At 66.5% G+C, this 20,415-nt stretch carries 24 protein-coding genes; 10 read left to right on the top strand and 14 right to left on the bottom strand.

Features of this window, described 5'->3' with window-relative positions; genetic code table 11:
* Positions 1–194: 194 nt before the first annotated feature.
* On the top strand, positions 195–1,178 hold the full coding sequence (locus ACOMD9_RS20180; protein WP_421417794.1) for an alpha/beta hydrolase: 984 nt from the start codon (positions 195–197) through the stop codon (positions 1,176–1,178).
* On the top strand, positions 1,175–1,657 hold the full coding sequence (locus ACOMD9_RS20175; RefSeq protein WP_421417793.1) for a hypothetical protein: 483 nt from the start codon (positions 1,175–1,177) through the stop codon (positions 1,655–1,657). The genes ACOMD9_RS20180 and ACOMD9_RS20175 overlap by 4 nt, the downstream gene beginning before the upstream one ends.
* A gap of 23 nt (positions 1,658–1,680) precedes the next feature.
* Here the strand turns inward: ACOMD9_RS20175 and ACOMD9_RS20170 are convergent, their stop codons facing one another.
* Both ACOMD9_RS20170 and ACOMD9_RS20165 read right to left on the bottom strand, forming a co-directional pair.
* Positions 1,681–3,186, bottom strand: a complete 1,506-nt coding sequence (locus ACOMD9_RS20170) for a YifB family Mg chelatase-like AAA ATPase (RefSeq protein WP_421417792.1) — start codon at positions 3,184–3,186, stop codon at positions 1,681–1,683.
* Positions 3,187–3,252: 66 nt separating this feature from the next.
* Complete coding sequence (locus ACOMD9_RS20165; RefSeq protein WP_421417791.1) at positions 3,253–3,594, bottom strand: accessory factor UbiK family protein; 342 nt, start codon at positions 3,592–3,594, stop codon at positions 3,253–3,255.
* A gap of 293 nt (positions 3,595–3,887) precedes the next feature.
* Between ACOMD9_RS20165 and ACOMD9_RS20160 the strand changes: the two genes are divergently transcribed.
* The 3 genes from ACOMD9_RS20160 to glnK all read left to right on the top strand — a co-directional run bounded on the left by ACOMD9_RS20160 (position 3,888) and on the right by glnK (position 6,019).
* Positions 3,888–4,226 carry a P-II family nitrogen regulator gene (locus ACOMD9_RS20160; protein WP_102629000.1) on the top strand — a complete coding sequence of 113 codons (339 nt, stop codon included), beginning with the start codon at positions 3,888–3,890 and terminating at the stop codon, positions 4,224–4,226.
* Between the two features lie 36 nt (positions 4,227–4,262).
* Positions 4,263–5,522 (top strand): ammonium transporter, encoded by a 1,260-nt coding sequence (locus ACOMD9_RS20155; RefSeq protein ID WP_421417790.1) that lies wholly within the window; start codon positions 4,263–4,265, stop codon positions 5,520–5,522.
* 158 nt (positions 5,523–5,680) lie between these two features.
* Positions 5,681–6,019: a P-II family nitrogen regulator gene (glnK, locus tag ACOMD9_RS20150; RefSeq protein ID WP_102628999.1), complete on the top strand. Its 339-nt coding sequence runs from the start codon at positions 5,681–5,683 to the stop codon at positions 6,017–6,019.
* Between the two features lie 114 nt (positions 6,020–6,133).
* On the opposite strand, the gene ACOMD9_RS20145 is transcribed toward glnK, so the two are convergent.
* The gene (locus tag ACOMD9_RS20145) at positions 6,134–6,910 is read right to left on the bottom strand and encodes a ferredoxin--NADP reductase (protein WP_421417789.1); all 777 of its coding nucleotides are present in this window, start codon (positions 6,908–6,910) and stop codon (positions 6,134–6,136) included.
* Between the two features lie 144 nt (positions 6,911–7,054).
* Between ACOMD9_RS20145 and ACOMD9_RS20140 the strand changes: the two genes are divergently transcribed.
* Complete coding sequence (locus ACOMD9_RS20140) at positions 7,055–7,981, top strand: LysR family transcriptional regulator (RefSeq protein ID WP_421417788.1); 927 nt, start codon at positions 7,055–7,057, stop codon at positions 7,979–7,981.
* A gap of 69 nt (positions 7,982–8,050) precedes the next feature.
* Here ACOMD9_RS20140 and ACOMD9_RS20135 read toward each other — a convergent pair whose 3' ends face one another.
* The gene (locus tag ACOMD9_RS20135) at positions 8,051–8,524 is read right to left on the bottom strand and encodes a host attachment protein (protein ID WP_421417804.1); all 474 of its coding nucleotides are present in this window, start codon (positions 8,522–8,524) and stop codon (positions 8,051–8,053) included.
* A gap of 180 nt (positions 8,525–8,704) precedes the next feature.
* Here ACOMD9_RS20135 and ACOMD9_RS20130 point away from each other — a divergent pair, with 180 nt between their 5' ends.
* Positions 8,705–9,202: a hypothetical protein gene (locus tag ACOMD9_RS20130; protein WP_421417787.1), complete on the top strand. Its 498-nt coding sequence runs from the start codon at positions 8,705–8,707 to the stop codon at positions 9,200–9,202.
* A 68-nt stretch (positions 9,203–9,270) separates the two neighbouring features.
* Here ACOMD9_RS20130 and ACOMD9_RS20125 read toward each other — a convergent pair whose 3' ends face one another.
* The 7 genes from ACOMD9_RS20125 to hemE form a co-directional block, all read right to left on the bottom strand.
* Positions 9,271–9,999, bottom strand: coding sequence for an amino acid ABC transporter ATP-binding protein (locus ACOMD9_RS20125; protein WP_421417803.1), 729 nt, complete (start codon positions 9,997–9,999; stop codon positions 9,271–9,273).
* Positions 10,000–10,049: 50 nt separating this feature from the next.
* Positions 10,050–11,150: an amino acid ABC transporter permease gene (locus tag ACOMD9_RS20120; RefSeq protein WP_421417786.1), complete on the bottom strand. Its 1,101-nt coding sequence runs from the start codon at positions 11,148–11,150 to the stop codon at positions 10,050–10,052.
* 9 nt (positions 11,151–11,159) lie between these two features.
* A complete protein-coding gene (locus tag ACOMD9_RS20115) occupies positions 11,160–12,350 on the bottom strand; it encodes an amino acid ABC transporter permease (RefSeq protein WP_421417785.1) in 1,191 nt (396 codons plus the stop codon).
* Between the two features lie 113 nt (positions 12,351–12,463).
* Positions 12,464–13,492 carry an amino acid ABC transporter substrate-binding protein gene (locus ACOMD9_RS20110; protein WP_421417784.1) on the bottom strand — a complete coding sequence of 343 codons (1,029 nt, stop codon included), beginning with the start codon at positions 13,490–13,492 and terminating at the stop codon, positions 12,464–12,466.
* 174 nt (positions 13,493–13,666) lie between these two features.
* Positions 13,667–14,680, bottom strand: a complete 1,014-nt coding sequence (locus ACOMD9_RS20105) for an amino acid ABC transporter substrate-binding protein (protein WP_421417802.1) — start codon at positions 14,678–14,680, stop codon at positions 13,667–13,669.
* A 151-nt stretch (positions 14,681–14,831) separates the two neighbouring features.
* Entirely contained in the window at positions 14,832–15,221 is a 390-nt protein-coding gene (locus ACOMD9_RS20100; RefSeq protein WP_421417783.1) for a VanZ family protein, read from the bottom strand.
* The gene (gene hemE / locus ACOMD9_RS20095; protein WP_421417782.1) at positions 15,214–16,290 is read right to left on the bottom strand and encodes a uroporphyrinogen decarboxylase; all 1,077 of its coding nucleotides are present in this window, start codon (positions 16,288–16,290) and stop codon (positions 15,214–15,216) included. The genes ACOMD9_RS20100 and hemE overlap by 8 nt, the downstream gene beginning before the upstream one ends.
* Before the next feature lie 157 nt (positions 16,291–16,447).
* Here hemE and ribA point away from each other — a divergent pair, with 157 nt between their 5' ends.
* Both ribA and trhA read left to right on the top strand, forming a co-directional pair.
* Positions 16,448–17,083 carry a GTP cyclohydrolase II gene (gene ribA / locus ACOMD9_RS20090; RefSeq protein ID WP_421417781.1) on the top strand — a complete coding sequence of 212 codons (636 nt, stop codon included), beginning with the start codon at positions 16,448–16,450 and terminating at the stop codon, positions 17,081–17,083.
* 48 nt (positions 17,084–17,131) lie between these two features.
* Positions 17,132–17,803, top strand: a complete 672-nt coding sequence (gene trhA, locus ACOMD9_RS20085; protein ID WP_421417780.1) for a PAQR family membrane homeostasis protein TrhA — start codon at positions 17,132–17,134, stop codon at positions 17,801–17,803.
* 11 nt (positions 17,804–17,814) lie between these two features.
* On the opposite strand, the gene ACOMD9_RS20080 is transcribed toward trhA, so the two are convergent.
* Complete coding sequence (locus ACOMD9_RS20080; RefSeq protein ID WP_421417779.1) at positions 17,815–18,444, bottom strand: glutathione S-transferase family protein; 630 nt, start codon at positions 18,442–18,444, stop codon at positions 17,815–17,817.
* A 140-nt stretch (positions 18,445–18,584) separates the two neighbouring features.
* Between ACOMD9_RS20080 and ACOMD9_RS20075 the strand changes: the two genes are divergently transcribed.
* Positions 18,585–18,791, top strand: coding sequence for a hypothetical protein (locus tag ACOMD9_RS20075; protein WP_421417778.1), 207 nt, complete (start codon positions 18,585–18,587; stop codon positions 18,789–18,791).
* A gap of 285 nt (positions 18,792–19,076) precedes the next feature.
* On the opposite strand, the gene ACOMD9_RS20070 is transcribed toward ACOMD9_RS20075, so the two are convergent.
* A complete protein-coding gene (locus tag ACOMD9_RS20070) occupies positions 19,077–19,811 on the bottom strand; it encodes a hypothetical protein (RefSeq protein WP_421417777.1) in 735 nt (244 codons plus the stop codon).
* Positions 19,812–20,221: 410 nt separating this feature from the next.
* The coding region (locus tag ACOMD9_RS20065; RefSeq protein WP_421417776.1) for a hypothetical protein at positions 20,222–20,415 on the bottom strand (194 nt) is incomplete at its 5' end.

Below are 20,415 nucleotides of genomic sequence, written 5' to 3'. Positions count from 1 at the left end.
GGTGTAGGGTTGGGCGACTGCGTGCGGGGATTTTGTGGAAAATGATTCCATATGTAAACCCTGAAGCCTCGGAAGCCACGCCGAGCTAGACCAAAAGATAAGACATCATGGACCTTCGGGCGACCGGCCCGAATGGAATCGGTAGCTCCCTCACCGGGTTGACGCTAGCATGTCCGGGCGTTGCGGAGGATTCAATGAGCGACTTTACCCCACTGCAGGCCCTCGGCCCTGTCAGCCTGGTCGACCTGACCGACGTGGTACCCAGCAGCCAGGACCTGGAGCGCTACCTGGGCCACTACGGCCTGGCCCCCCTGCTCGCCGAGCACGTGGGCCTCTACGTGGGATACGTGGACGCCCGCGACTTCCGTCTCTGGACCCAGGTCTGGAGTCCCAGGGAGCCGGTCGGCACCGCCTTCGTGGTGCATGGCTACTTCGACCACCTCGGCCTCTATCGCCACCTGCTCGAGCACCTGCTGGACCGTGGCTGGCGGGTGGTGCTCTGGGACCTGCCGGGTCATGGCCTGTCCAGCGGGCCGCGTGCTTCCATCGACGACTTCGATGACTATGGCAGCTGCCTGCAGTGCCTGCAGCAGCATCTCGAGGAAGAGGGCCTGGCCCCCCGCCCCTGGCTGGGTGTCGGCCAGAGCACTGGCGCCGCCATACTGGCCACCGATGCCCTCACCCGTGGCGACGATGGCCACTGGGCCGGGCTGGCGCTGCTGGCCCCGCTGGTGCGCCCCTGGGGCTGGAGCCAGTCGAGCTGGTTGCACCTCCTGGTGGGCCCCTTCGTGAGCTCGATCCCGCGCAAGTTCCGCGCCAACTCCACCGACGCCGAATTCTCCGCCTTCCTGCGTGATCAGGACCCGCTCCAGCCCGACCGCCTGACCATGGAGTGGATCAGCGCCATGCGCCGATGGATGCCCAAGCTGCTGGCACTGCCCCCCAGTCCGGTAGCGACGCTGATCCTCCAGGGCGAACAGGACCTGACCGTGGACTGGGAGTGGAACCTGGCGGTGCTGGAACGCAAGTTTCCCAATGCCGAGATCCATCGCCACCCGGAGGCACGCCACCACCTGGTCAACGAGGCCGAGCCGATCCGGCAGACGCTGTTCGATGCCCTCGACCGCTTCGTCGCCTCCCTGGAACCCGCCACCCGCCGAGAGGGCGACGATCCATGACGCTCCGACTCACGGCCAGCCTCCTGGTGCTGCTGCTGACCGGCTGTGCCGCCAGTCCCGAGCGCCCCGAAACCCTGCGCCAGGCGCTGCTGAACCTCGGCGAGCGTGCCGCCGAGCGCATCCTCGACGCCCCGTCGATGCCCCGTCCGCCTACCGACCAGGTGCTGCTGATGGCGCCCCCCGAGGTCGATGTCGCCCTGAGCATCGGCCAGGAACGCTTCCTCGAGAGCCTGACGCGTGCCCTGCTGGGCGTCTCCGAGGGCCCCCAGGTGCTCGACTGGAGCGACGCCATGGCCGAGGGAAGCAGCGACAACCAGTGGCGGCTGGAGAGCCGTCTCGAGGCAGACGGCCCGCGCCTGCAGCTCTCCGACCGGGCACTGCTGCCCTACCGCCTGAGCCTGGCCCTGCGCCGGCCTGGCGCCGACGAGACGCTGTGGGAAGAGCAGATCAGCGGTGCCTTCGACGCCACCGCCCTGTAGCGCCCCGACCTCGAGCCGAGCCTTCACCCCTTGAGCATCCGGTCGAGCTGACGGTAGCCGATGGCCTCGATCAGTTGCTCACGCTCGGGCCGGGGTGCTCCCGCCAGGTCCGCCAGGGTCAGGGCCACCCGCAGCACGCGGTGGTAGGCCCGCGCCGACAGGCGCAACCGCTCCAGCACCTCGGCCAGCCAGGCCCTGTCGCTCGGCTGAAGGCCACAGGCGCCCTCCAGCGCCCGCCCGGCCAGGTGAGCATTCAGCGCGCCCCTTTCCTGCTGACGCTCCCGAGCTGTCATCACCCGCGCCCGCACCACGGCCGACGGCTCCCCCGCCTCGCGGGAGGTGAGCTGTTCCGGCGGCAGGGCCGGCACCTCCACCTGCAGGTCGATACGGTCGAGCAAGGGCCCGGAGAGCCGCGCCTGGTAGCGCTGGATCTGCGCCGCGGTGCACTGGCAGCGATTGCGCGGGTCCCCCAGGTGGCCGCAGGGACAGGGGTTCATGGCCGCCACCAGCTGGAACCGGGCCGGGTATCGGCGCTCGTGGCTGGCCCGGGCGATATGGATCTGCCCCGACTCCATGGGCTCGCGCATCACCTCCAGCACGTGGCGCGAGAATTCGGGGAATTCATCGAGGAACAGCACGCCGTGGTGAGCCAGGGAGATCTCCCCCGGGCGCGGCTTCGAGCCGCCGCCCACCAGCGCCACCGCGCTGGCGGTGTGGTGCGGGGCCCGGAAGGGGCGCCGGCCCCACTGTTCCCGAAGAGCCAGGCCGCTGACCGAGCGGATCGCCGCCACCTCCAGCGCCTCGTCCTCGGTCAGCGGCGGCAGGATGCCGGGCAGACGGCTGGCCAGCATGGTCTTGCCGGTACCGGGAGGGCCGGCGAAGAGAAGATTGTGGCCCCCGGCCGCGGCGACCTCCAGGGCGCGGCGTGCCTGGTGCTGGCCGCGCACGTCGACCAGGTCGGCGGGGGCGGCCGTGCCGGGGGGCGGCTCGGCAAGGCGATGCGGCACGATGGGCGCCTGGCCGAGCAGGTGGGCCACCACCTCGAGCAGATGGTCGGCGGGCAGCACCTCGAGATCGCCGGCCAGGGCCGCCTCGTCGGCGTTGGCACGGGGAACGATCAGGCGCCGCCCGGCCCGCCGCGTGGCCATGGCCAGCGGCAGCACCCCGGTGACCGGGCGCAGCCGGCCGTCGAGCGCCAGCTCGCCGGCGCTCTCGACGTCGGACAGCGCCTCCGGCGGCACCTGGCCCGAGGCCACCAGCAGGCCCAGGGCGATGGGCAGGTCGAAGCGCCCACCCTCCTTGGGCAGGTCGGCGGGCGCCAGGTTGAGGGTGATGCGGCGGGTGTTGGGGAAGTCGAAACCGGCATTGACCAGGGCGCTGCGTACCCGTTCGCGGCTCTCCTTCACCGCGGCCTCGGGCAGCCCCACCAGGGTCATGCCGGGTAGTCCATTGGCCAGATGCACTTCTACCTGCACCTCGGGCGCCTCCAGGCCGAGGCCCGCCCGGGTGTGGATGATCGCCAGCGTCATGCGCGGTCCCTCGCGTGTCGTCTGACTTCAGGCTAGTCCAGGGACGGCGCCCTCGCCCGGACGGGCTCAGCGCTGGGTCTCGCCGCCACCGGCGTCCTCCTCGGGGGCCGGCGCCGGCTCGGCGGCATCCGAGCCGGCTTCGCGGCCCGCCTCGGCCCCCTGGCGCGCCTCGAGAGCCTCCTCCAGGGCAGCAACCTGCGCCTCCAGCGCCTCGACCCGGGCCCGGGTGCGCTGCAGCACATCCATCAGGATATCGAAGTCCTCCCGTGACACCAGCTCGAGGCGGTCGAAGGCCCCGCGCACCACCTGCTGGATGCCCTTCTGGACCTCCTCCGGAGCCTGCGAGGCCCCCTGCAACCGGTCGCCGATCTGCTGGGCCAGGCGGCTGATGCGGTCATGGCTCACCATGGAATCTCTCCTGCGTCATGTTGGGATGGCTGCCTACAGGATACGCAAGCCGTCGCCGCCACGCATTGGCCCATCCCCGCCCCGTCATGGCGCATGCACGACAGCAGCAGGCACCACGACGGTGCATCGCCCTTCCCGCGGGTCGCGCCGACCTCCTTCATGACGCCGAATTCCCAGCCCAACTACATGATGGGGAAGAAGATTTCTCCTTGCTGGCACGGTTTGCGCAACGACAGGGCAATCATGCTTCGGCGGCAAGCAGGCCGCCACCACCCCAGTAATGGAGACCCGGGATGAAGCTCATCACCGCCATCATCAAGCCATTCAAACTCGACGATGTCCGTGAGGCACTGGCCGACAACGGCGTCCAGGGCATCACCGTCACCGAGGTCAAGGGCTTCGGCCGTCAGAAGGGGCATACCGAGCTCTACCGTGGCGCCGAATACGTCGTCGACTTCCTGCCCAAGGTCAAGGTCGAGGTGGCCGTGGACGACGCACGCCTCGAGGGGGTGCTCGATGCCATCTGCAATGCCGCCAACAGCGGCAAGATCGGCGACGGCAAGGTGTTCGTGACCCCGCTGGAGGATGTCATCCGCATTCGTACCGGCGAGCGCGGTGCCGACGCCGTCTGAAGACGCTTCTGACGTTTCCCTTTACGGAGTAACCCCATGACAGAGCTGACAGATCTGACCGAGCTGATGTATGCGGTCGATACCTTCTACTTCCTGATCTGTGGTGTGCTGGTGATGTGGATGGCAGCCGGCTTCTCGATGCTCGAGGCTGGCCTGGTGCGTTCCAAGAACACCGCCGAGATCCTCACCAAGAACATCGCCCTATTCGCCATCGCCTGCACCATGTACCTGCTGGTGGGGTACTACCTGATGTACTCCAGCAGCGAGGGCGGCGTCCTGCCGAGCCTCGGGGTCCTGATCGGTGGCGAGAACGGCCTCGATGCCGTGCTCTCCGGCGACGAGGACGCCCCTTACTACTCCATGCGCTCCGACTTCTTCTTCCAGGTGGTGTTCGTGGCCACCGCCATGTCCATCGTCTCCGGCGCCGTCGCCGAACGGATGAAGCTGTGGGCCTTCCTGGCCTTCGCCGTGGTGATGACCGCCGTCATCTACCCGGTCTCCGGCTACTGGACCTGGGGTGGCGGCTGGCTCGACGCGGTCGGCTATTCCGACTATGCCGGCTCCGGCATCGTGCACATGGCCGGTGCCGCCGCGGCCCTGGCCGGGGTGCTGGTACTCGGACCGCGCAAGGGCAAGTACGGCAAGGACGGCACCATCTATGCCATCCCCGGGGCCAACCTGCCGCTGGCCACCCTGGGGACCTTCATCCTGTGGATGGGCTGGTTCGGCTTCAACGGCGGCTCCGAGCTGAAGATGTCCGATGCCCTCTCGGCGAACAACGTGGCCCAGGTGTTCGTCAACACCAACGCCGCGGCCGCCGGCGGCGTCATTGCCGCCCTGGTGCTGGCCAAGCTGTGGTTCCGCAAGGCCGACCTGACCATGTCCCTCAACGGCGCCCTGGCCGGCCTGGTGGCCATCACCGCTGAGCCGCTGGCTCCCTCCGCCTTCGGCGCCCTGCTGATCGGTGCCGTGGGTGGCGCCATCGTGGTGGTGTCCATCGTCAGCCTCGACAAGCTGAAGCTCGATGACCCGGTCGGCGCCATCTCGGTGCACGGCGTGGTGGGCATCTGGGGCGTGCTGGCGGTGCCGCTGTCCAACGGCGATGCCAGCTTCGGTGCCCAGCTCATCGGCATCCTGGGCATCTTCGTCTGGGTGTTCGTGGCCAGCATCGCCGTGTGGCTGGTCCTCAAGGCGGCAATGGGCATCCGGGTCAGTGAAGAGGAGGAGTACGAGGGGGTCGACCTGGCCGAATGCGGCCTGGAGGCCTACCCCGAGTTCAACGTCGCCAAGAAGTGAGCCACGGCGATGTGCCATGTGAGCCGTCGTGCTCCTGCCGGCCCCCTTTCGGGGGCCTTTTTTCATCCCCCCCTCCGCGGTGTATGCTTGAGCCCAACGAGCCCCACATGCACGATGGCCGGTGCCATCGATACCCGGACAGGACGAGGACAGCAACCATGAAACTGGTGACCGCCATCATCAAACCCTTCAAGCTCGACGACGTACGGGAATCCCTTTCCGAGATCGGCGTCCAGGGCATCACCGTCACCGAGGTCAAGGGCTTCGGTCGCCAGAAGGGCCACACCGAGCTGTACCGCGGCGCCGAGTACGTGGTCGACTTCCTGCCCAAGGTGAAGCTCGAGGTCGCGGTGGACGAGGAGATGGCCGAGAAGGTCATCGACGCCATCACCCAGGTGGCCAATACCGGCAAGATCGGCGACGGCAAGATCTTCGTCACCCCGCTGGAGCAGGTGATCCGTATCCGCACTGGCGAAACCGGCAAGGACGCGGTCTGACTACAGCTGTAAGCGAAGAGCCTGCATACCTACCCAGATGCACAAAACCCCACCGGCACAGGCCGATGGGGTTTTCTTATAGCTTAAGGCTTACAGCTCCCGGCGGAAGCCGGGTCATTTCTCGACGAAGGCGCGCTCGATCACGTAGTCGCCGGGCTCACCCATGCGCGGCGAGATGTTGAAGCCCAGTTCGTCGAGCAGGCCGCTGGTCTCGTCGAGCATCGCCGGGCTGCCACAGATCATGGCGCGGTCCTGGCGCGGATCGAGAGCCGGCAGGCCGGTGTCCTCGGCGAGCTTGCCGCTGCGTATATGGTCGGTGAGGCGCCCCATGGTGTGGAACTCCTCGCGGGTCACGGTGGGATAGTAGACCAGCTTCTCGCTGATCTCCTCGCCCAGATACTCGTGGGCGGGCAGCTCCTTCTGGATGAAGTCGGCATAGGCCAGCTCGCTGACCGAGCGCACCCCGTGCACCAGCACCACCTTCTCGAAGCGCTCGTAGACCTCGGGATCCTGGATCAGGCTCAGGAAGGGGGCCAGCCCGGTACCGGTGGAGAGCAGGTAGAGATTGCGCCCCGGCAGCAGGTCATCGGTGACCAGGGTGCCGGTGGGCTTGCGGCTGACCATGATCTGGTCGCCCACCTTGAGGTGCTGGAGCCGCGAGGTCAGGGGGCCATCGGGCACCTTGATGCTGAAGAACTCCAGATGGTCCTCGTAGTTGGGGCTGGCGATGGAGTAGGCCCGCATGAGCGGCTTGCCGTTCACCTCGAGGCCGATCATCACGAACTGGCCGTTCTTGAAGCGCAGGCTGCGCTCGCGGGTGGTGCGGAAGCTGAACAGGGTGTCGTTCCAGTGGTGAACGCTGAGCACCTCTTCTAGTGCGAATTTGCTCATGCCGGCTCCTTGATATTCGATATACGCATAGACACGCGGTTGAATCTTTGCCGACAATTCTAAGAGCCCGATGGATATCTGTTAAATGGATTGTATGGATAACACTTATCTATACTCCAGATATCCAACCCTGGAAGCCCCGCCATGCGCTATACCCTGCGTCAACTGGAAGTCTTCGTCGCCGTCGCCCAGCACGAGAGCGTCTCCCGTGCGGCCCGTGCCCTGGCCCTCTCCCAGTCGGCGGCCAGCACCGCCCTGGCCGAACTGGAGCGGCAGTTCGACTGCCAGCTGCTGGATCGTATCGGCAAGCGCCTGAAGCTCAACGCCCTGGGCTTCCAGCTGCTGCCCAAGGCGGTGGCCCTGCTCGATCGTGCCGAGGAAATCGAGGAGCTGCTGCGTGGCCAGCAGGGGGTGGGCTCGCTGGACGTCGGCGCCACCCTGACCATCGGCAACTACCTGGCGACCCTGCTGATCAGCGACTTCATGCAGCGCCACCCGGGGAGCCGGGTGCGCCTCTCGGTGCGCAACACCCGCGCCATCATCGACAGCGTGCGCCAGCATGAGCTCGACCTGGGGTTGATCGAGGGTCAGTGCGAGGACGACGACGTGATCACCCAGCCTTGGGTGGAGGACGAGCTGGCGGTGTTCTGTTCCCCCCGCCACCCCCTGGCCGGCGCCGGCAAGGTGGAGCTGGACCGGCTGCTGCGCGAGGCGTGGATCATGCGCGAACAGGGGTCCGGCACTCGCCTCACCCTGGAGCAGGCCGCCCGCCATCGCCGCGGGCGCTTCAATATCCTGCTAGAGCTGGAGCATACCGAGGGCATCAAGCGGGCGGTGGAGTCGGGACTCGGTATCGGCTGTGTGTCGAAGCTGGCCCTGCGCGATGCCTTTCGCCGCGGCAGCCTGGTGGCGATTCCCACCCCGGAACTCGACCTGAGCCGCCAGTTCAGCTTCATCTGGCATCGCCACAAGTACCTGGCCACCGGGATGCGGGAGTTCCTGAGGCTGTGCCGGCAGATGACCGAGGGTGTCAGGCGCAGCGACGAGATCGACCTGCCCCAGGTGCCATGAGCCGGAAACGGCGGGCCTGCCGGCCCGCCGATGGTGAAGGGAAGGCGACAGCGACGGGCCGCCTGGACCTCAGCGCAGGTCGCTGACGGCCTCCTGGATATCGCCGAGGCTGGCCTTGGAGAGGTCCTTGGACAGGGTGTGGATCACCAGCTTGGTGGTGGGGCCGTCGAGCTTGTCGCGCAACAGCCCCAGGAAACGCGGTGGCGCCACCATGATCAACTTCTCCATGGTGTTGTCGACCCTGGCCCGGTAGAGGCGCTCGGCCACCTCCTTGGCGAAGACGATGGCCTCATGCTGCGAGGCAGAGTTCTCCTCGCCGGAGGAGCGAGACGTGGTCGACATCGACTCGTGGACATCCGCGCCACGATCGGTCACCAGATCCCCCTCGTGTAGCCGCCCCGCGGCATGCAACAGACTGTCATGCTCTACCAGCTTGAGCGCATCACGGGTGAAGATCCGTGCCCGCGCTGCGTCCGCCACCACGATATAGGTTGTCATAGCCACTCCTCGATGCCGGTTGAATGGGCGAAGCCAAGGCTCCAGGCACACCGCGCCTTCGCCTCTCGTTCAACATTGGCAAGCCCTCCCTGCCCGGTCAACCCGATATCGGTTGTCGCAGGAGGTGACTGCAGCGCACGCCGAACTGGGGTAGCATCCCGACTTGCCGGTAAGGAGACCGGCTCGACTCATCATCATGATGTGCATCCACCGGGAGGACCCCCGATGCGACAGTTGCTGTTTCCCCACCGCCCACTGGCCCGCCGTACCCTGGTGACCTGCCACCTGCTGCTGCAGCTCGGCCTGCTCGTCGGCACCGCGCTGTGGCTGGCACCTCGCACGCCCTGGTTCGCGCCCCGCGGCTGGGAGGAGGCCTGGCCCGCCCTGGCCCTGGGTGGCGGTACCTGGCTGCTGGCCGCCGTCGGCCTGCGCCTGCTCGCCGAGCTGTGGCTGCTGCCCCACCACCTGGCCGGCCAGCGTCCCGGCTTCGCCCCGGGCGCCGTGGTCACCCGCTCGTTCGAGCGCCGCCCGGCGGTTCACGCCGACGAAGCCGCCTGGACCAGCGAGGCACGCCCGATCGAGGCCGGGGATGGGGTCCTCGGCAACGCCAGGGTGACGCGACCCGCCGAGCGACTGCGTCCCCGCGGCGCCAGCAACGAGCCGACCCTCGACCTGGCCGGCGGCAGCGTCGAAGCCCCCTCCTCCCGGGAGCCTCGACTCTAGCGGAGCCCCAGCGACGACGAGCCCCGACCTGGCCGGGGCTCGTCGTCATCGGCTGACGATGGCGCCTGTCAGTGTCCGAGGATCTGGCTGAGGAACAGCCGGGTACGCTCGGACTGCGGATCGTTGAAGAACGGCTCCGGGGCGTTCTCCTCGATGATCTGGCCCTGATCCATGAAGATCACCCGGTCGGCCACGGTCTTGGCGAAGCCCATCTCGTGGGTCACGCAGAGCATGGTCATGCCCTCGCGGGCCAGTTCGACCATGACGTCGAGCACCTCCTTGATCATCTCCGGGTCGAGCGCCGAGGTGGGCTCGTCGAACAGCATCACCTCGGGATGCATGCACAGCGAGCGGGCAATGGCCACCCGCTGCTGCTGGCCGCCGGAAAGCTGCCCGGGGTACTTCCTCGCCTGCTCGGCGATCTGCACCCGCTCCAGGTACTTCATGGCCAGGGCCTCGGCCTCGCGACGCGGCTTCTTCTGCACCCACATCGGTGAAAGGCAGCAGTTCTCCAGCACCGTGAGGTGCGGAAAGAGGTTGAAGTGCTGGAACACCATGCCGACGCTGCGCCGTATCTCCTCGATGCGCTTGACGTCCTCGGTCAGCGGAACGCCACCGACGACGATCTCGCCCTGCTGGTGCTCCTCGAGGTGGTTAATGCAGCGGATCAGCGTCGACTTGCCCGAGCCCGAGGGCCCGCAGATGACGATCCGCTCGCCGCGTTTCACTTCCAGGTCGATATCGCGCAGCACGTGGAAGTCGCCGTACCACTTGTTGACGCCGCGCATCTCGACCATAGGGGTCTCGGTGCCGGCCTGGGTTGCCTGTTCATTCATGTCATTCGTCCTCACCGCTTGTGGCCGGTGTGCAATTTTCTCTCGAGATACTGGCTGTAGCGCGACATGCTGAAACAGAAGATCCAGAACATGAACGCCGCGAAGACATAGCCCTCCAGCGCGAAGCCCAGCCAGCGGGAGTCCGACAGCGCCGCCTGGACGATGCCCAGCAGGTCGAAGAGCCCGATGATCATCACCAGGGTGGTGTCCTTGAACAGCGAGATGAAGGTATTGACGATGCCGGGGATCATCATCTTGAGCGCCTGGGGCAGCACGATCAGCCCCATGCGCTTCCAGTAGCCCATGCCCAGCGCCGCCGCGGCCTCCTCCTGGCCCCTGGGGATCGCCTGCAGGCCGCCCCGGATCACCTCGGCCATGTAGGCGCTCTGGAACAGGGTGATGCCGATGAAGGCGCGGATCAGGCGGTCGACGCTCACGCCGGTGGGCATGAACAGCGGCAGCATCACCGAGGCCATGAACAGCACCGTGATCAGTGGCACACCGCGCCAGAATTCGATGAACACCACGCAGAAGCTCTTGACGATAGGCATCTGCGAACGCCGCCCCAGCGCCAGCAGGATGCCGATGGGCAGTGCTCCCACCATGCCCACCACCGCCAGGATCAGGGTCAGGCTCAGGCCACCCCAGCGGTGGGTCTCCACCACGCGCAGGCCGAAGTGGCCACCGTAGAGCAGGAAATAGGCCAGCAGCGGGAAGCCCGCCAGCGTCGCCACCGCCACCCAGCGCTTCAACGGCAACCGCGGCAGCGCCAGCCAGGCGATGAGCGCCGCGAAAATGGCGAAGGTCAGGTTGACCCGCCAGATCTCGCTGCCGGGATAGAGGCCATAGATGAACTGGCCTATGCGTGCATTGATGAAGACCCAGCAGGCACCCTCCCGGGAGCAGTCATCACGGCTGGAGCCGATCCAGTCGGCGTCGATGAAGGCCCACTGGATCGTCGGCGCCAGCAGCAGGTAGAGCAGGTAGAGCCCCAGCAGGGTGAAGACAGTATTCACCGGCCCGCTGAAGAGGTTGGCACGCAACCAGGCCACGGGCCCGATGGTGCTGCGGGGCGCCGGACGCTCGGGAATCATCGTCTTGTTGTGAATCATGGCGCTCTCCTAGCGTTCCACCAGCGCCACACGGGCGTTGAACCAGTTCATGAACAGCGATACCAGCAGGCTGACGGTCAGGTAGACCGCCATGGTCATGGCGATGACCTCGATCGCCTGCCCCGTCTGGTTGAGCGTGGTCCCGGCGAACACCGAGACCAGGTCCGGATAGCCGATGGCGGTGGCCAGCGAGGAGTTCTTGATCAGGTTGAGGTACTGGCTGGTCAGCGGCGGGATGATCACCCGCATGGCCTGGGGCACGACCACCAGGCGCAGCACCAGGTTCTGCGGCAGGCTGAGCGCCTGGGCCGCCTCCGTCTGGCCATGGGGAATCGCCTGGATCCCCGAGCGCACGATCTCGGCGATGAAGGACGCCGTGTAGATGGAGAGCGCCAGCCACAGCGCCAGGAACTCGGGGATCACCGTGATGCCGCCGCGGAAGTTGAAGCCGCGCAGCTCCGGCACGTCCCAGGTCACCGGCACCCCGGTGGCCACCAGCACGAGCAGTGGCAAGCCGATGATCAGGCCCAGCGAGATCCAGCCTGCCGGCAGGCGCCGGCCGGTGGCCTCATGGCGACGCTTGTTCCAGATCATCAGGGCGATGCTGGCCACCACGGCGATGCCGATGGCCAGGGGGATCAGCCCGAAGCCCGATTCGAACAGCGGCTCGGGCAGGTAGAGGCCGCGCACGTTGAGGAAGACCACCTCGCCCAGCGAGAGGCTGTCGCGGGCAGCCGGCATGGCCCGCAGCACGGCGAAGTACCAGAAGAAGATCTGCAGCAGCAGCGGGATGTTGCGAAAGATCTCGATGTAGCCGCTGGCCAGCCGTGCGATCAGCCAGTTGGGCGACAGCCGGGCGATGCCGACGGTGAAGCCGATGAGGGTCGCCGCCAGCACACCGAGCCCCGAGACCAGCAGGGTATTGAGCAGCCCGACCACGAAGGTGCGGCCATAGGTGCTCTGCGAGGAATAATCGATCAGGCTCTGGACAATGCCGAAGCCGGCCGTGTTGCTCAGGAAACCGAAACCGGTGGTGATGCCACGGGCCGAGAGGTTGGCCTGGGTGTTGCCGATGATGTAGAGCAGGAATGCCGCCACGGCGGCGATCAGCACCAGCTGGAAGATCAGTGCACGCTTGGCACGGTCGCGCCAGAACGGCGGCTTGGGGCCCGCGGGACGGGCCTGGGGTCGAACGGACATGGAAGGACTCTCCGCCTGGATCCGTCAAGCAGGTATCAGGCCCCGACCCGGGATGGCCGGGTCGGGGCGAAGCGAGGATCGAGGCACCGGGTCACCGGTGCCCCGGCGGTCACTCAGCGGATCGGCGGAGCGTACTGGATGCCGCCGTCGGTCCACAGGGCGTTGACGCCACGCTCGATCTCCAGCGGTGAGCTCATGCCCACGTTGCGCTCGAAGCTCTCGCCGTAGTTGCCGACCTGCTTGATGATGTTGTAGGCCCAATCGGCCGGGAGGCCCATGCCCTCGCCGTAGTTGCCGTCCTGTCCCAGCAGGCGGGCGATGTCGGGATCCCCGGACTCGAGCATCTCGTCGACATTGTCGCTGGTGATGCCCATCTCCTCGGCATTGAGCATGGCGAACAGCGACCACTTGACGATGTTGAGCCACTGGTCGTCACCCTGGCGAACCACCGGGCCCAGCGGCTCCTTGGAGATCACTTCGGGGAGGATCACGGACTGGTCCGGCTCGGAGAGCTGGATGCGCAGGGCGGCCAGCTGGGAGGTATCGGAGGTCAGGACATCACAGCGTCCCGCCTCGTAGCCGCCCACCGTCTGCTCGGAGGTGTCGAAGACGATGGGGTCGAACTCCATGTCGTTGGCACGGAAGTAGTCGGCCACGTTGAGTTCGGTGGTGGTGCCGGACTGCACGCAGATCGCCGCCCCATCCAGCTCCAGGGCGCTGGAGAGTCCCAGGTCGCGATTGACCAGGAAGCCGATGCCGTCGTAGAAGGTCACGCCGGTGAAGTTCAGCCCCAGGGTGGTATCGCGGGTGGTGGTCCAGGTGGTATTGCGCGACAGCACGTCCACCTCGCCGGACTGCAGGGCGGTGAAGCGCTCCACCGCATTCAGCGAGATGTAACGCACCGCCTCGGCATCGCCGAACACCGCCGCGGCCACGGCACGGCAGACGTCGACGTCCAGCCCCTGCCACTCCCCCTGGTCATCCGGCGCGGAGAAGCCCGGCAGGCCATCGCTGACCCCGCACTGCACGGCGCCCCGCTCGAGGGTGTTGTCGAGTGTCTCGGCAGACGCCGCCGTGGCCGCCCCCAGACCCAGCACTGCCGTGGAAGTCAGCAGCAGCCACCTGTTCTTGTTGTTACGCATAGAGTGTGTCTCGCAGGTTGTTGTGGATTCGGTAATGCATGCATCAGCATGTGCCAGCACCTTAGCAAGGATCGTTCCACCAACGGGATAGGGCAGGCGAAACTCTCATTCAACGGTCAAGCCGGAGAAAATCCGGCTCGACCGGCCGCACCAAGCCAGTGCCGCTGCCACACCTCAGCGCACTGGTGGTGCGTACTGGATGCCGCCTTCTGTCCACAGGGCATTGAGACCACGGGCGATGTTGAAATCGGACCCAGCGCCGACATTGCGCTCGAACACCTCGCCGTAGTTGCCCACCTGCTTGATGATGCTGTAGGCCCAGTCGGCCGGGAGGCCCATGCCCTCGCCGTAGTTGCCGTCCTGTCCCAGCAGGCGGGCGATGTCGGGATCCCCGGACTCGAGCATCTCGTCGACATTGTCGCGCGTGATGCCCATCTCCTCGGCATTGAGCATGGCGAACAACGACCACTTGACGACGTTGAACCACTGGTCGTCGCCCTGCCGCACCGCCGGGCCCAGCGGCTCCTTGGAGATCACTTCCGGCAGCACCACGGCGCTGTCCGGGTCGGCCAGCTGCATGCGCTGTGCATGGAGCTGGGAGGCGTCCGAGCTGAGCACGTCGCAGCGTCCCGCCTCGAAGCCGGCGATGGACTGCTCCGGCGAGTCGAAGACCACCGGTTCATACGCCATGTCGTGGACGCGGAAGTAGTCGGCCAGGTTGAGCTCGCTGGTGGTGCCCGACTGGGTACAGACCGCCGCACCATCCAGCGCCAGCGCGCTCTCCACACCCAGGTCGCTGGCCACCATGAAGGCCTGGCCGTCGTAGTAGCTCACCCCGGTGAAGTTGACCCCCAGGGTGGTGTCGCGGCTCGAGGTCCAGGTGGTGGTCCGCGACAGCACGTCCACCTCGCCGGACTGCAGGGCGGTGAAGCGTTCCACCGAATCCAGCGGCACGAAGTGCACCTTCCCGGCATCCCCCAGGGCCGCCGCGGCGATGGCCCGGCAGACATCGGTATCCAGGCCGCGATAGGTGTCCTCGTCGTCCAGTGCCGAGAAGCCCGGCTGGGCAGCATTCACTCCGCAGCGCAGCTGATCGCGCTCACGCACCTCATCCAGGGTCGTGGCCTGGGCCAGCAGCGGCCCCACCAGCACCAGGGCACCCACGCCCCATGACAATCTGCTTCGCATCTCGTGTCCCTTCGTCTTGTTGGCAAGGATCAGCGGGCCCATGGCACCGCTTCGGTGCAGCATGGTCCATTCCATCGGCAAATGCGAAATTCACTTCGGTCGCTTCAGGACCACGACCCGGGGAGGGGAAACGGGAGTGCCGGGGCGCCGGTCAGGAGTCGGCGCACCGCGGGGTTCGGCGCAAGGCGTGCAGCACCAGGAGGGCGAAGGCCGCGCCCAGGCCGTTGGCGAGGATGTCCCACCAGTCGCCACCCGTGCGTCCGGGCACCGGGATCTGGGCGTACTCGACGGCGATGCCGTAGAGCACGACGACAGCGAAGGCGAACGGCAGGCGCACCCCGGCGAGGCCGACCAGGCCGGCGAGACCGGCGTAGCCGACGAAGTGATTGGCCTTGTCCCAGGGCAGGGTCTCGGGCATCTCGCTGCCGGGGGCGAGGCTGCCGATGGCGATGAGAAGGGCGGCCACAACGGCCAGCGCCGCCCAGGGGCGGCGCCACTTTCCCTCCTCGACCCGGGCCAGCCGCTGCCACCACTCAGCCATGCTGGATCTGGCGATGATAGGCCGGGCTCAGCTCGTGCAGGGCCTCCATGAAGGCCGTGACATGGTCCGGATCGGTGAACTGGTTGATCCCGTGGCCCAGGTTGAAGACATGCCCCGGCCCCGCCCCGAAGCTGTCGAGGGTGCGCGCCACCTCGGCGCGAATGGCCGAGGGGCGTGCGAACAACACGTTCGGGTCGAGGTTGCCCTGCAGGGCAACGCGATGCCCGACCCGGGCACGGGCCAGGGAGAGCTCCGTGGTCCAGTCCAGGCCCAGGGCCTCGGCACCGGCGGAGGCCATGTCCTCGAGCCACTGGCCGCCGTTCTTGGTGAACAGGATCACCGGCACGCGCCGGCCCTCGTGCTCGCGGATCAGCCCGGCGACGATCTGCTCCATGTAGCGCAGCGAGAACTCCAGGTAGGCCGGCGTGGAGAGCACGCCCCCCCAGGTGTCGAAGATCTGTACGGCCTGGGCACCGGCCCGGATCTGGGCATTGAGGTAGTCGGTGACCGCCTCGGCCAGGGTGTCGAGCAGCTGATGCATGGTGTCCGGCTTGTCATAGAGCATGGTCTTGACGTGACGGAAGTCCTTGCTCGAGCTGCCCTCGACCATGTAGGTGGCAAGCGTCCAGGGGCTGCCGGAGAAGCCGATCAGCGGCACGCGACCGTCCAGCTCACGACGGATGGTGGAGACGGCCCGCATCACGTACCCCAGGTCGCGCTCGGCATCCGGTGCGCTCAGTGCCTCGACATCCGCCGTGGAGCGCACCGGCTTGCGGAACTTGGGCCCCTCGCCGGTCTCGAAGTAGAGCCCGAGCCCCATCGCATCGGGGATGGTCAGGATATCCGAGAACAGGATCGCCGCATCCAGCGGGTAGCGCTCCAGCGGCTGCAAGGTGACCTCGCAGGCGAGGTCGTGATTGCGGCAGAGGTCCATGAAGTTGCCGGCCTCGGCGCGGGTAGCACGGTACTCCGGCAGGTAGCGGCCGGCCTGACGCATCATCCACACCGGCGTGCGGTCCACCGGCTGACGCGCCAGGGCGCGCAGAAAGCGATCGTTCTTGAGTTCCATGCGGGCGGTCATCCACGGAAAATGTGGGCCTCATTGTACCCGATCATCGGCAACCGGACACCGCGACTTGGGGCGACAACCGTGAGCCCGCCGCGCCTTCCTGCTAGAATGGCGCTCCACCTGCCGGCACTGCCGTGGTCTGACACCGAGGTTACCCGTGACGATCCGATTCATCGCCTCCTCCCGGCTGCCCACCCCCTGGGCCACCTTCACCATGCATGGCTTCGAGGACGAGGCCACCGGCAAGGATCATATCGCCCTGACGCTGGGCGACGTGGCCGACGGCGAACCGGTACTGGGACGCGTGCACTCCGAGTGCCTGACGGGGGACGCGCTGTTCTCGATGCGCTGCGACTGCGGCTACCAGTTGCAGGAGGCGCTCAAGCGCATCGCCGACGAGGGCCGTGGCGTGCTGCTCTACCTGCGCCAGGAGGGGCGCGGCATCGGGCTGCTCAACAAGATCCGCGCCTACCACCTGCAGGACCAGGGGGCCGACACCGTGGAGGCCAACGAACGGCTCGGCTTCGGTGCCGACCTGCGCCGCTATGACATCTGCGTGCCGATGCTCGAGCACCTGGGCGTCGCATCGCTCCGACTGATGACCAACAACCCGCGCAAGGTCGACGCCCTGACCAGGGCCGGGGTCACCGTGGCGGAACGAGTTCCGCTGACCACGGGTCTCAATCCTCACAACGAGCAGTATCTGTCCACCAAGGCCGGCAAGCTCGGCCATATGATGGTACTCGGCGACTTCACCCAGGCCAGCGACGTGGATATCGAGCGCAAGCCCTGAACCCGAGCCCGAGGTCGTGACGATGCCCGATCATGGAGGAGGCTCCCGATGACTCACGCACCACCGGAAGGCGAGCATCCCTACAGCGTCGTCGAGGAGCTGCTGCACAGCATCAGCCATGGCATCGGCGCGCTCCTCAGCCTGGCCGGGATCACGGTGCTGATCCTCCTGGCCAGCCTGACCGTCCAGGTCGATCCCTGGAAGATCGTCGGCATCAGTCTCTATGGCGCCTGCCTGGTGCTGCTCTATACCGCCTCGACCCTCTACCATGGCGTCAACCATCCACGCCTCAAGCGGCGGTTCCAGCATCTGGACCACTGCGCCATCTACCTGCTGATCGCCGGCACCTATACGCCCTTCCTGCTGGTCAACATGCGCGGCCCCACCGGCTGGACGCTGTTCGCCGTGGTCTGGTCCCTGGCACTGTTCGGCATCGCCTGCAAGCTGATCTGGCCCCATCGCTTCACGGTGATGCGCGTGGCCATCTACCTGATCATGGGCTGGCTGATCGTCTTCGCCAGCGGCGAGATGTCGACGAGCCTGTCGACCAGCGGCATTGTCCTGCTCGCTGCCGGCGGCATCACCTACACCCTCGGCGTCATCTTCTATGCGATCCAGGCGATACCGTACAACCACGCCATCTGGCACCTCTTCGTGCTCGGCGGCAGCACCTGCCACTACTTCGCGGTCTACGCCGCCGTGCTGCCCTTCGAGGCCTGAGGATCCGTCGCTCAGGCCGACTCGGCAGCCCGTTGCTCACGCTCGACCGCCCTGGCCAGCGCAGGCCGCGACACGCAGCGCTGGCGATAGGCCTCCAGTGACTCCGGCAGGCGGTTCTTGAACTTCACGCCCCAGCTCAGGGTATGGGCCAGCAGCAGGTCCGCCAGGGTGAAGCCCTCCCCCACCAGCCAGCCCTCGCCGTCGAAGCGCCGTTCCAGCGCCGCCAGCGCACGCTGGAACTCCCAGGCCGCGGTGGGCAATACCGCCGGCACCCGCTGCGCTTCGGGCAGGGCGAACTTGTGCTTGCCCTGGGTCCAGAGCGGCTGTTCCAGCTCGCTGAGCACGAAGCTCATCCACTGGTCGACCCGGGCCCGGTCCTCGACCGAAGCCGGCAGCAAGCCGCCCGGCTCGCCATGGTGCTCGGCCAGGTAGCGACAGATCGCCGAGGATTCGAACAGCCTCAGCTCGCCATCCTCCAGCACCGGCACCTTGCCATCGGGGTGGCGCGCCAGGTGCGCCTCGCCCTGCCCCTCGCCGGCCATCATGTCGACATGCCGGTACTCGTACTCGAGCCCCAGCTCTTCCAGGGTCCAGGCCACCCGCAGCGAACGGGACGAGGGGAATCCGTACAGCGTGATCATCGCGGTCACTCCTTCGACGTGAAAAGCAAGATTGCCGTTACGCTAGCAGCGTACCACCCGGAGGGGAACGGACCAGCGCCACGATGGATGGCAGTCTTGCATGGCCGCGGGGTTTCAGGGAAGATGTTAGGAAACGGTGTTTGAAAACTATCTCAACCGTGCACCGGCTCGAGCACGGGCTGATGACCTCGACCGACCACCTGCTGCTGGTCTGGACCGGAGCCGGGGTGCTCACCTGGGTGCTCCAGGTCGTCCCGCTATTCGTGTTCGTCTCGGCCGCGGTGAGCGCGGACGGCGCCCGGCGTCGGCTGGAACAGGGCGATCGGCAGCTGCACTGGTGGGCGTGATGTGGGTCCAGGAGGGTGCGGTACTCGCCTGCGCAGGCCCGGTACGGCGCCTGCTGGAGCGCCGCCGGATCGACAGGGTGGTGACGATCCTCGGCACCCTGGGCATGCCGCTCTATCTCTGGCACAAGCTCGCCGGGCCGCCTGCGCAGGGGGCATGGCCCCACCGAGCCGGCAGGAGCCCTGACAGGGGCACTCGTCTCCCCTCCAAGGGGGTGGCTCCGCCGAAAGGGTCGACACCAATGGGTGTGGATAACATGACACTTGGGTTATCCACACCCGGGAGCGCTACGCCTCGACTCCCTGGCGACGATAGGCGTCGGCAAAGATCTCTTCGATGGAACGATGTGGGTTTTCCTCGCGCAGTCGGCGCGCCTCGGCTGACAGGCGAACCAGTTCCGCGCTGGGCTTGGCCCACTGCTCCTTGGGCAGTGGTTTGGACCACTCCTCCACCTCCGCCGGGCGCAGCTGGGGGCGCGTCTTCATCAGGCGCTTGGCTTCCCACTCGGTCAGGTAGCCGGGCAGGTTCCATAGCTCGATGACGTGGTAGGCATACCAGAAGAAAGCGAAGACCGGCCCGACTTCGCCCTTGGCCCGGCGCTCGCGCATTCGGCGACGCGCATTGCGCAGCGTATGCACGCCTTCCCAGGGCGGATCGTCCTTGCCGCGCGGCAGGTGAGGGTCCTGGATTTCATGCAGGGAGTGGACTTCATACTCCATGTAGGCACGCAGCGCTTCCCAGTTGCTGATCGCCAGGGGTAAGCCCGCCGCCATGTATTCGAGCTTCAACCATTTGCCCGTCTCCGGGTGGGCATAGCCTACGCCCATGCCGTACTGCTGCTGTACGCCATACTGGGTGGCCCCTCGGGCTTCCACCACCCAGGCCATCAAGGACTCCCAAGGCACGAAGACGGTTTCCTGCGTATCGGTCAAGGTAAAGCAGACTTCACGGCGCTGGCGATTGAAGCGTACGGGGATGCTGCGTTTCAAATCCTGAATGCCCATATAGTGCCCGATATACATGAGCAAAAACCCTACTGTCCCAATCACTATGCCTGCCCAGAAAAAAAGCTTATACAAGAACACAAAATTACCAGCCGATATACTGGGCATGAGAGAAAAATGAACGTTGGAAAAATAACACTACACAACAACACAAACCCACAAAAGCCTGCGGTAATCATCTGCCATCCAAAGACATTTGGCCACCCCCCCGAAATCCAGCCAAGTGTCGTTAAGCTCGCTTACAGCCTTGCTCATATCTAAGGGCGGCTGGCCCGTCGTTAAGGGCAGCGGCGCCAAATAGGTAATGCGCCCCCCGGGAATCGCCTGAATATCGCCAGCACGATGAGGCTGAGATAGCTCGGGCTGCGGCAGGTCCGGCCCCTTGTTACGCATAGTCAAATTCCTGTTCATTTCTCAGGGTTAGCCGATTAGTCGGCGATAGCATACCAGCTCCCTGGGTCACCCCGGCGGGGAAATTCTGACGGCGTATAGCGTTTTTCGCTACCGGCCCCACCGCGCGGGTCGATATAGATATAGACGTCGCTTGCCTGATAGTCCCCTTCGTCATCGAGGTGCTCCAGGTGTATCCCAACCACCCAGTGCTCGGTGTCGTACCCATGAG

It is taken from the genome of Halomonas terrestris, assembly GCF_049166755.1.
GTDB lineage: Bacteria > Pseudomonadota > Gammaproteobacteria > Pseudomonadales > Halomonadaceae > Halomonas.
Note: the sequence above shows the minus strand (reverse complement) of the source record. Positions and strands in the feature narration are given on the sequence as shown.

Bases quoted from the DNA above. Each gene is read 5' to 3' on its own strand.
- ACOMD9_RS20180 (WP_421417794.1), top strand. From the start codon at position 195: ATGAGCGACTTTACCCCACTGCAGGCCCTCGGCCCTGTCAGCCTGGTC.
- ACOMD9_RS20175 (WP_421417793.1), top strand. From the start codon at position 1,175: ATGACGCTCCGACTCACGGCCAGCCTCCTGGTGCTGCTGCTGACCGGC.
- ACOMD9_RS20170 (WP_421417792.1), bottom strand. From the start codon at position 3,186: ATGACGCTGGCGATCATCCACACCCGGGCGGGCCTCGGCCTGGAGGCG.
- ACOMD9_RS20165 (WP_421417791.1), bottom strand. From the start codon at position 3,594: ATGGTGAGCCATGACCGCATCAGCCGCCTGGCCCAGCAGATCGGCGAC.
- ACOMD9_RS20160 (WP_102629000.1), top strand. From the start codon at position 3,888: ATGAAGCTCATCACCGCCATCATCAAGCCATTCAAACTCGACGATGTC.
- ACOMD9_RS20155 (WP_421417790.1), top strand. From the start codon at position 4,263: ATGACAGAGCTGACAGATCTGACCGAGCTGATGTATGCGGTCGATACC.
- glnK (WP_102628999.1), top strand. From the start codon at position 5,681: ATGAAACTGGTGACCGCCATCATCAAACCCTTCAAGCTCGACGACGTA.
- ACOMD9_RS20145 (WP_421417789.1), bottom strand. From the start codon at position 6,910: ATGAGCAAATTCGCACTAGAAGAGGTGCTCAGCGTTCACCACTGGAAC.
- ACOMD9_RS20140 (WP_421417788.1), top strand. From the start codon at position 7,055: ATGCGCTATACCCTGCGTCAACTGGAAGTCTTCGTCGCCGTCGCCCAG.
- ACOMD9_RS20130 (WP_421417787.1), top strand. From the start codon at position 8,705: ATGCGACAGTTGCTGTTTCCCCACCGCCCACTGGCCCGCCGTACCCTG.
- ACOMD9_RS20125 (WP_421417803.1), bottom strand. From the start codon at position 9,999: ATGGTCGAGATGCGCGGCGTCAACAAGTGGTACGGCGACTTCCACGTG.
- ACOMD9_RS20120 (WP_421417786.1), bottom strand. From the start codon at position 11,150: ATGATTCACAACAAGACGATGATTCCCGAGCGTCCGGCGCCCCGCAGC.
- ACOMD9_RS20115 (WP_421417785.1), bottom strand. From the start codon at position 12,350: ATGTCCGTTCGACCCCAGGCCCGTCCCGCGGGCCCCAAGCCGCCGTTC.
- ACOMD9_RS20110 (WP_421417784.1), bottom strand. From the start codon at position 13,492: ATGCGTAACAACAAGAACAGGTGGCTGCTGCTGACTTCCACGGCAGTG.
- ACOMD9_RS20105 (WP_421417802.1), bottom strand. From the start codon at position 14,680: ATGCGAAGCAGATTGTCATGGGGCGTGGGTGCCCTGGTGCTGGTGGGG.
- ACOMD9_RS20100 (WP_421417783.1), bottom strand. From the start codon at position 15,221: ATGGCTGAGTGGTGGCAGCGGCTGGCCCGGGTCGAGGAGGGAAAGTGG.
- hemE (WP_421417782.1), bottom strand. From the start codon at position 16,290: ATGGAACTCAAGAACGATCGCTTTCTGCGCGCCCTGGCGCGTCAGCCG.
- trhA (WP_421417780.1), top strand. From the start codon at position 17,132: ATGACTCACGCACCACCGGAAGGCGAGCATCCCTACAGCGTCGTCGAG.
- ACOMD9_RS20080 (WP_421417779.1), bottom strand. From the start codon at position 18,444: ATGATCACGCTGTACGGATTCCCCTCGTCCCGTTCGCTGCGGGTGGCC.
- ACOMD9_RS20070 (WP_421417777.1), bottom strand. From the start codon at position 19,811: ATGTATATCGGGCACTATATGGGCATTCAGGATTTGAAACGCAGCATC.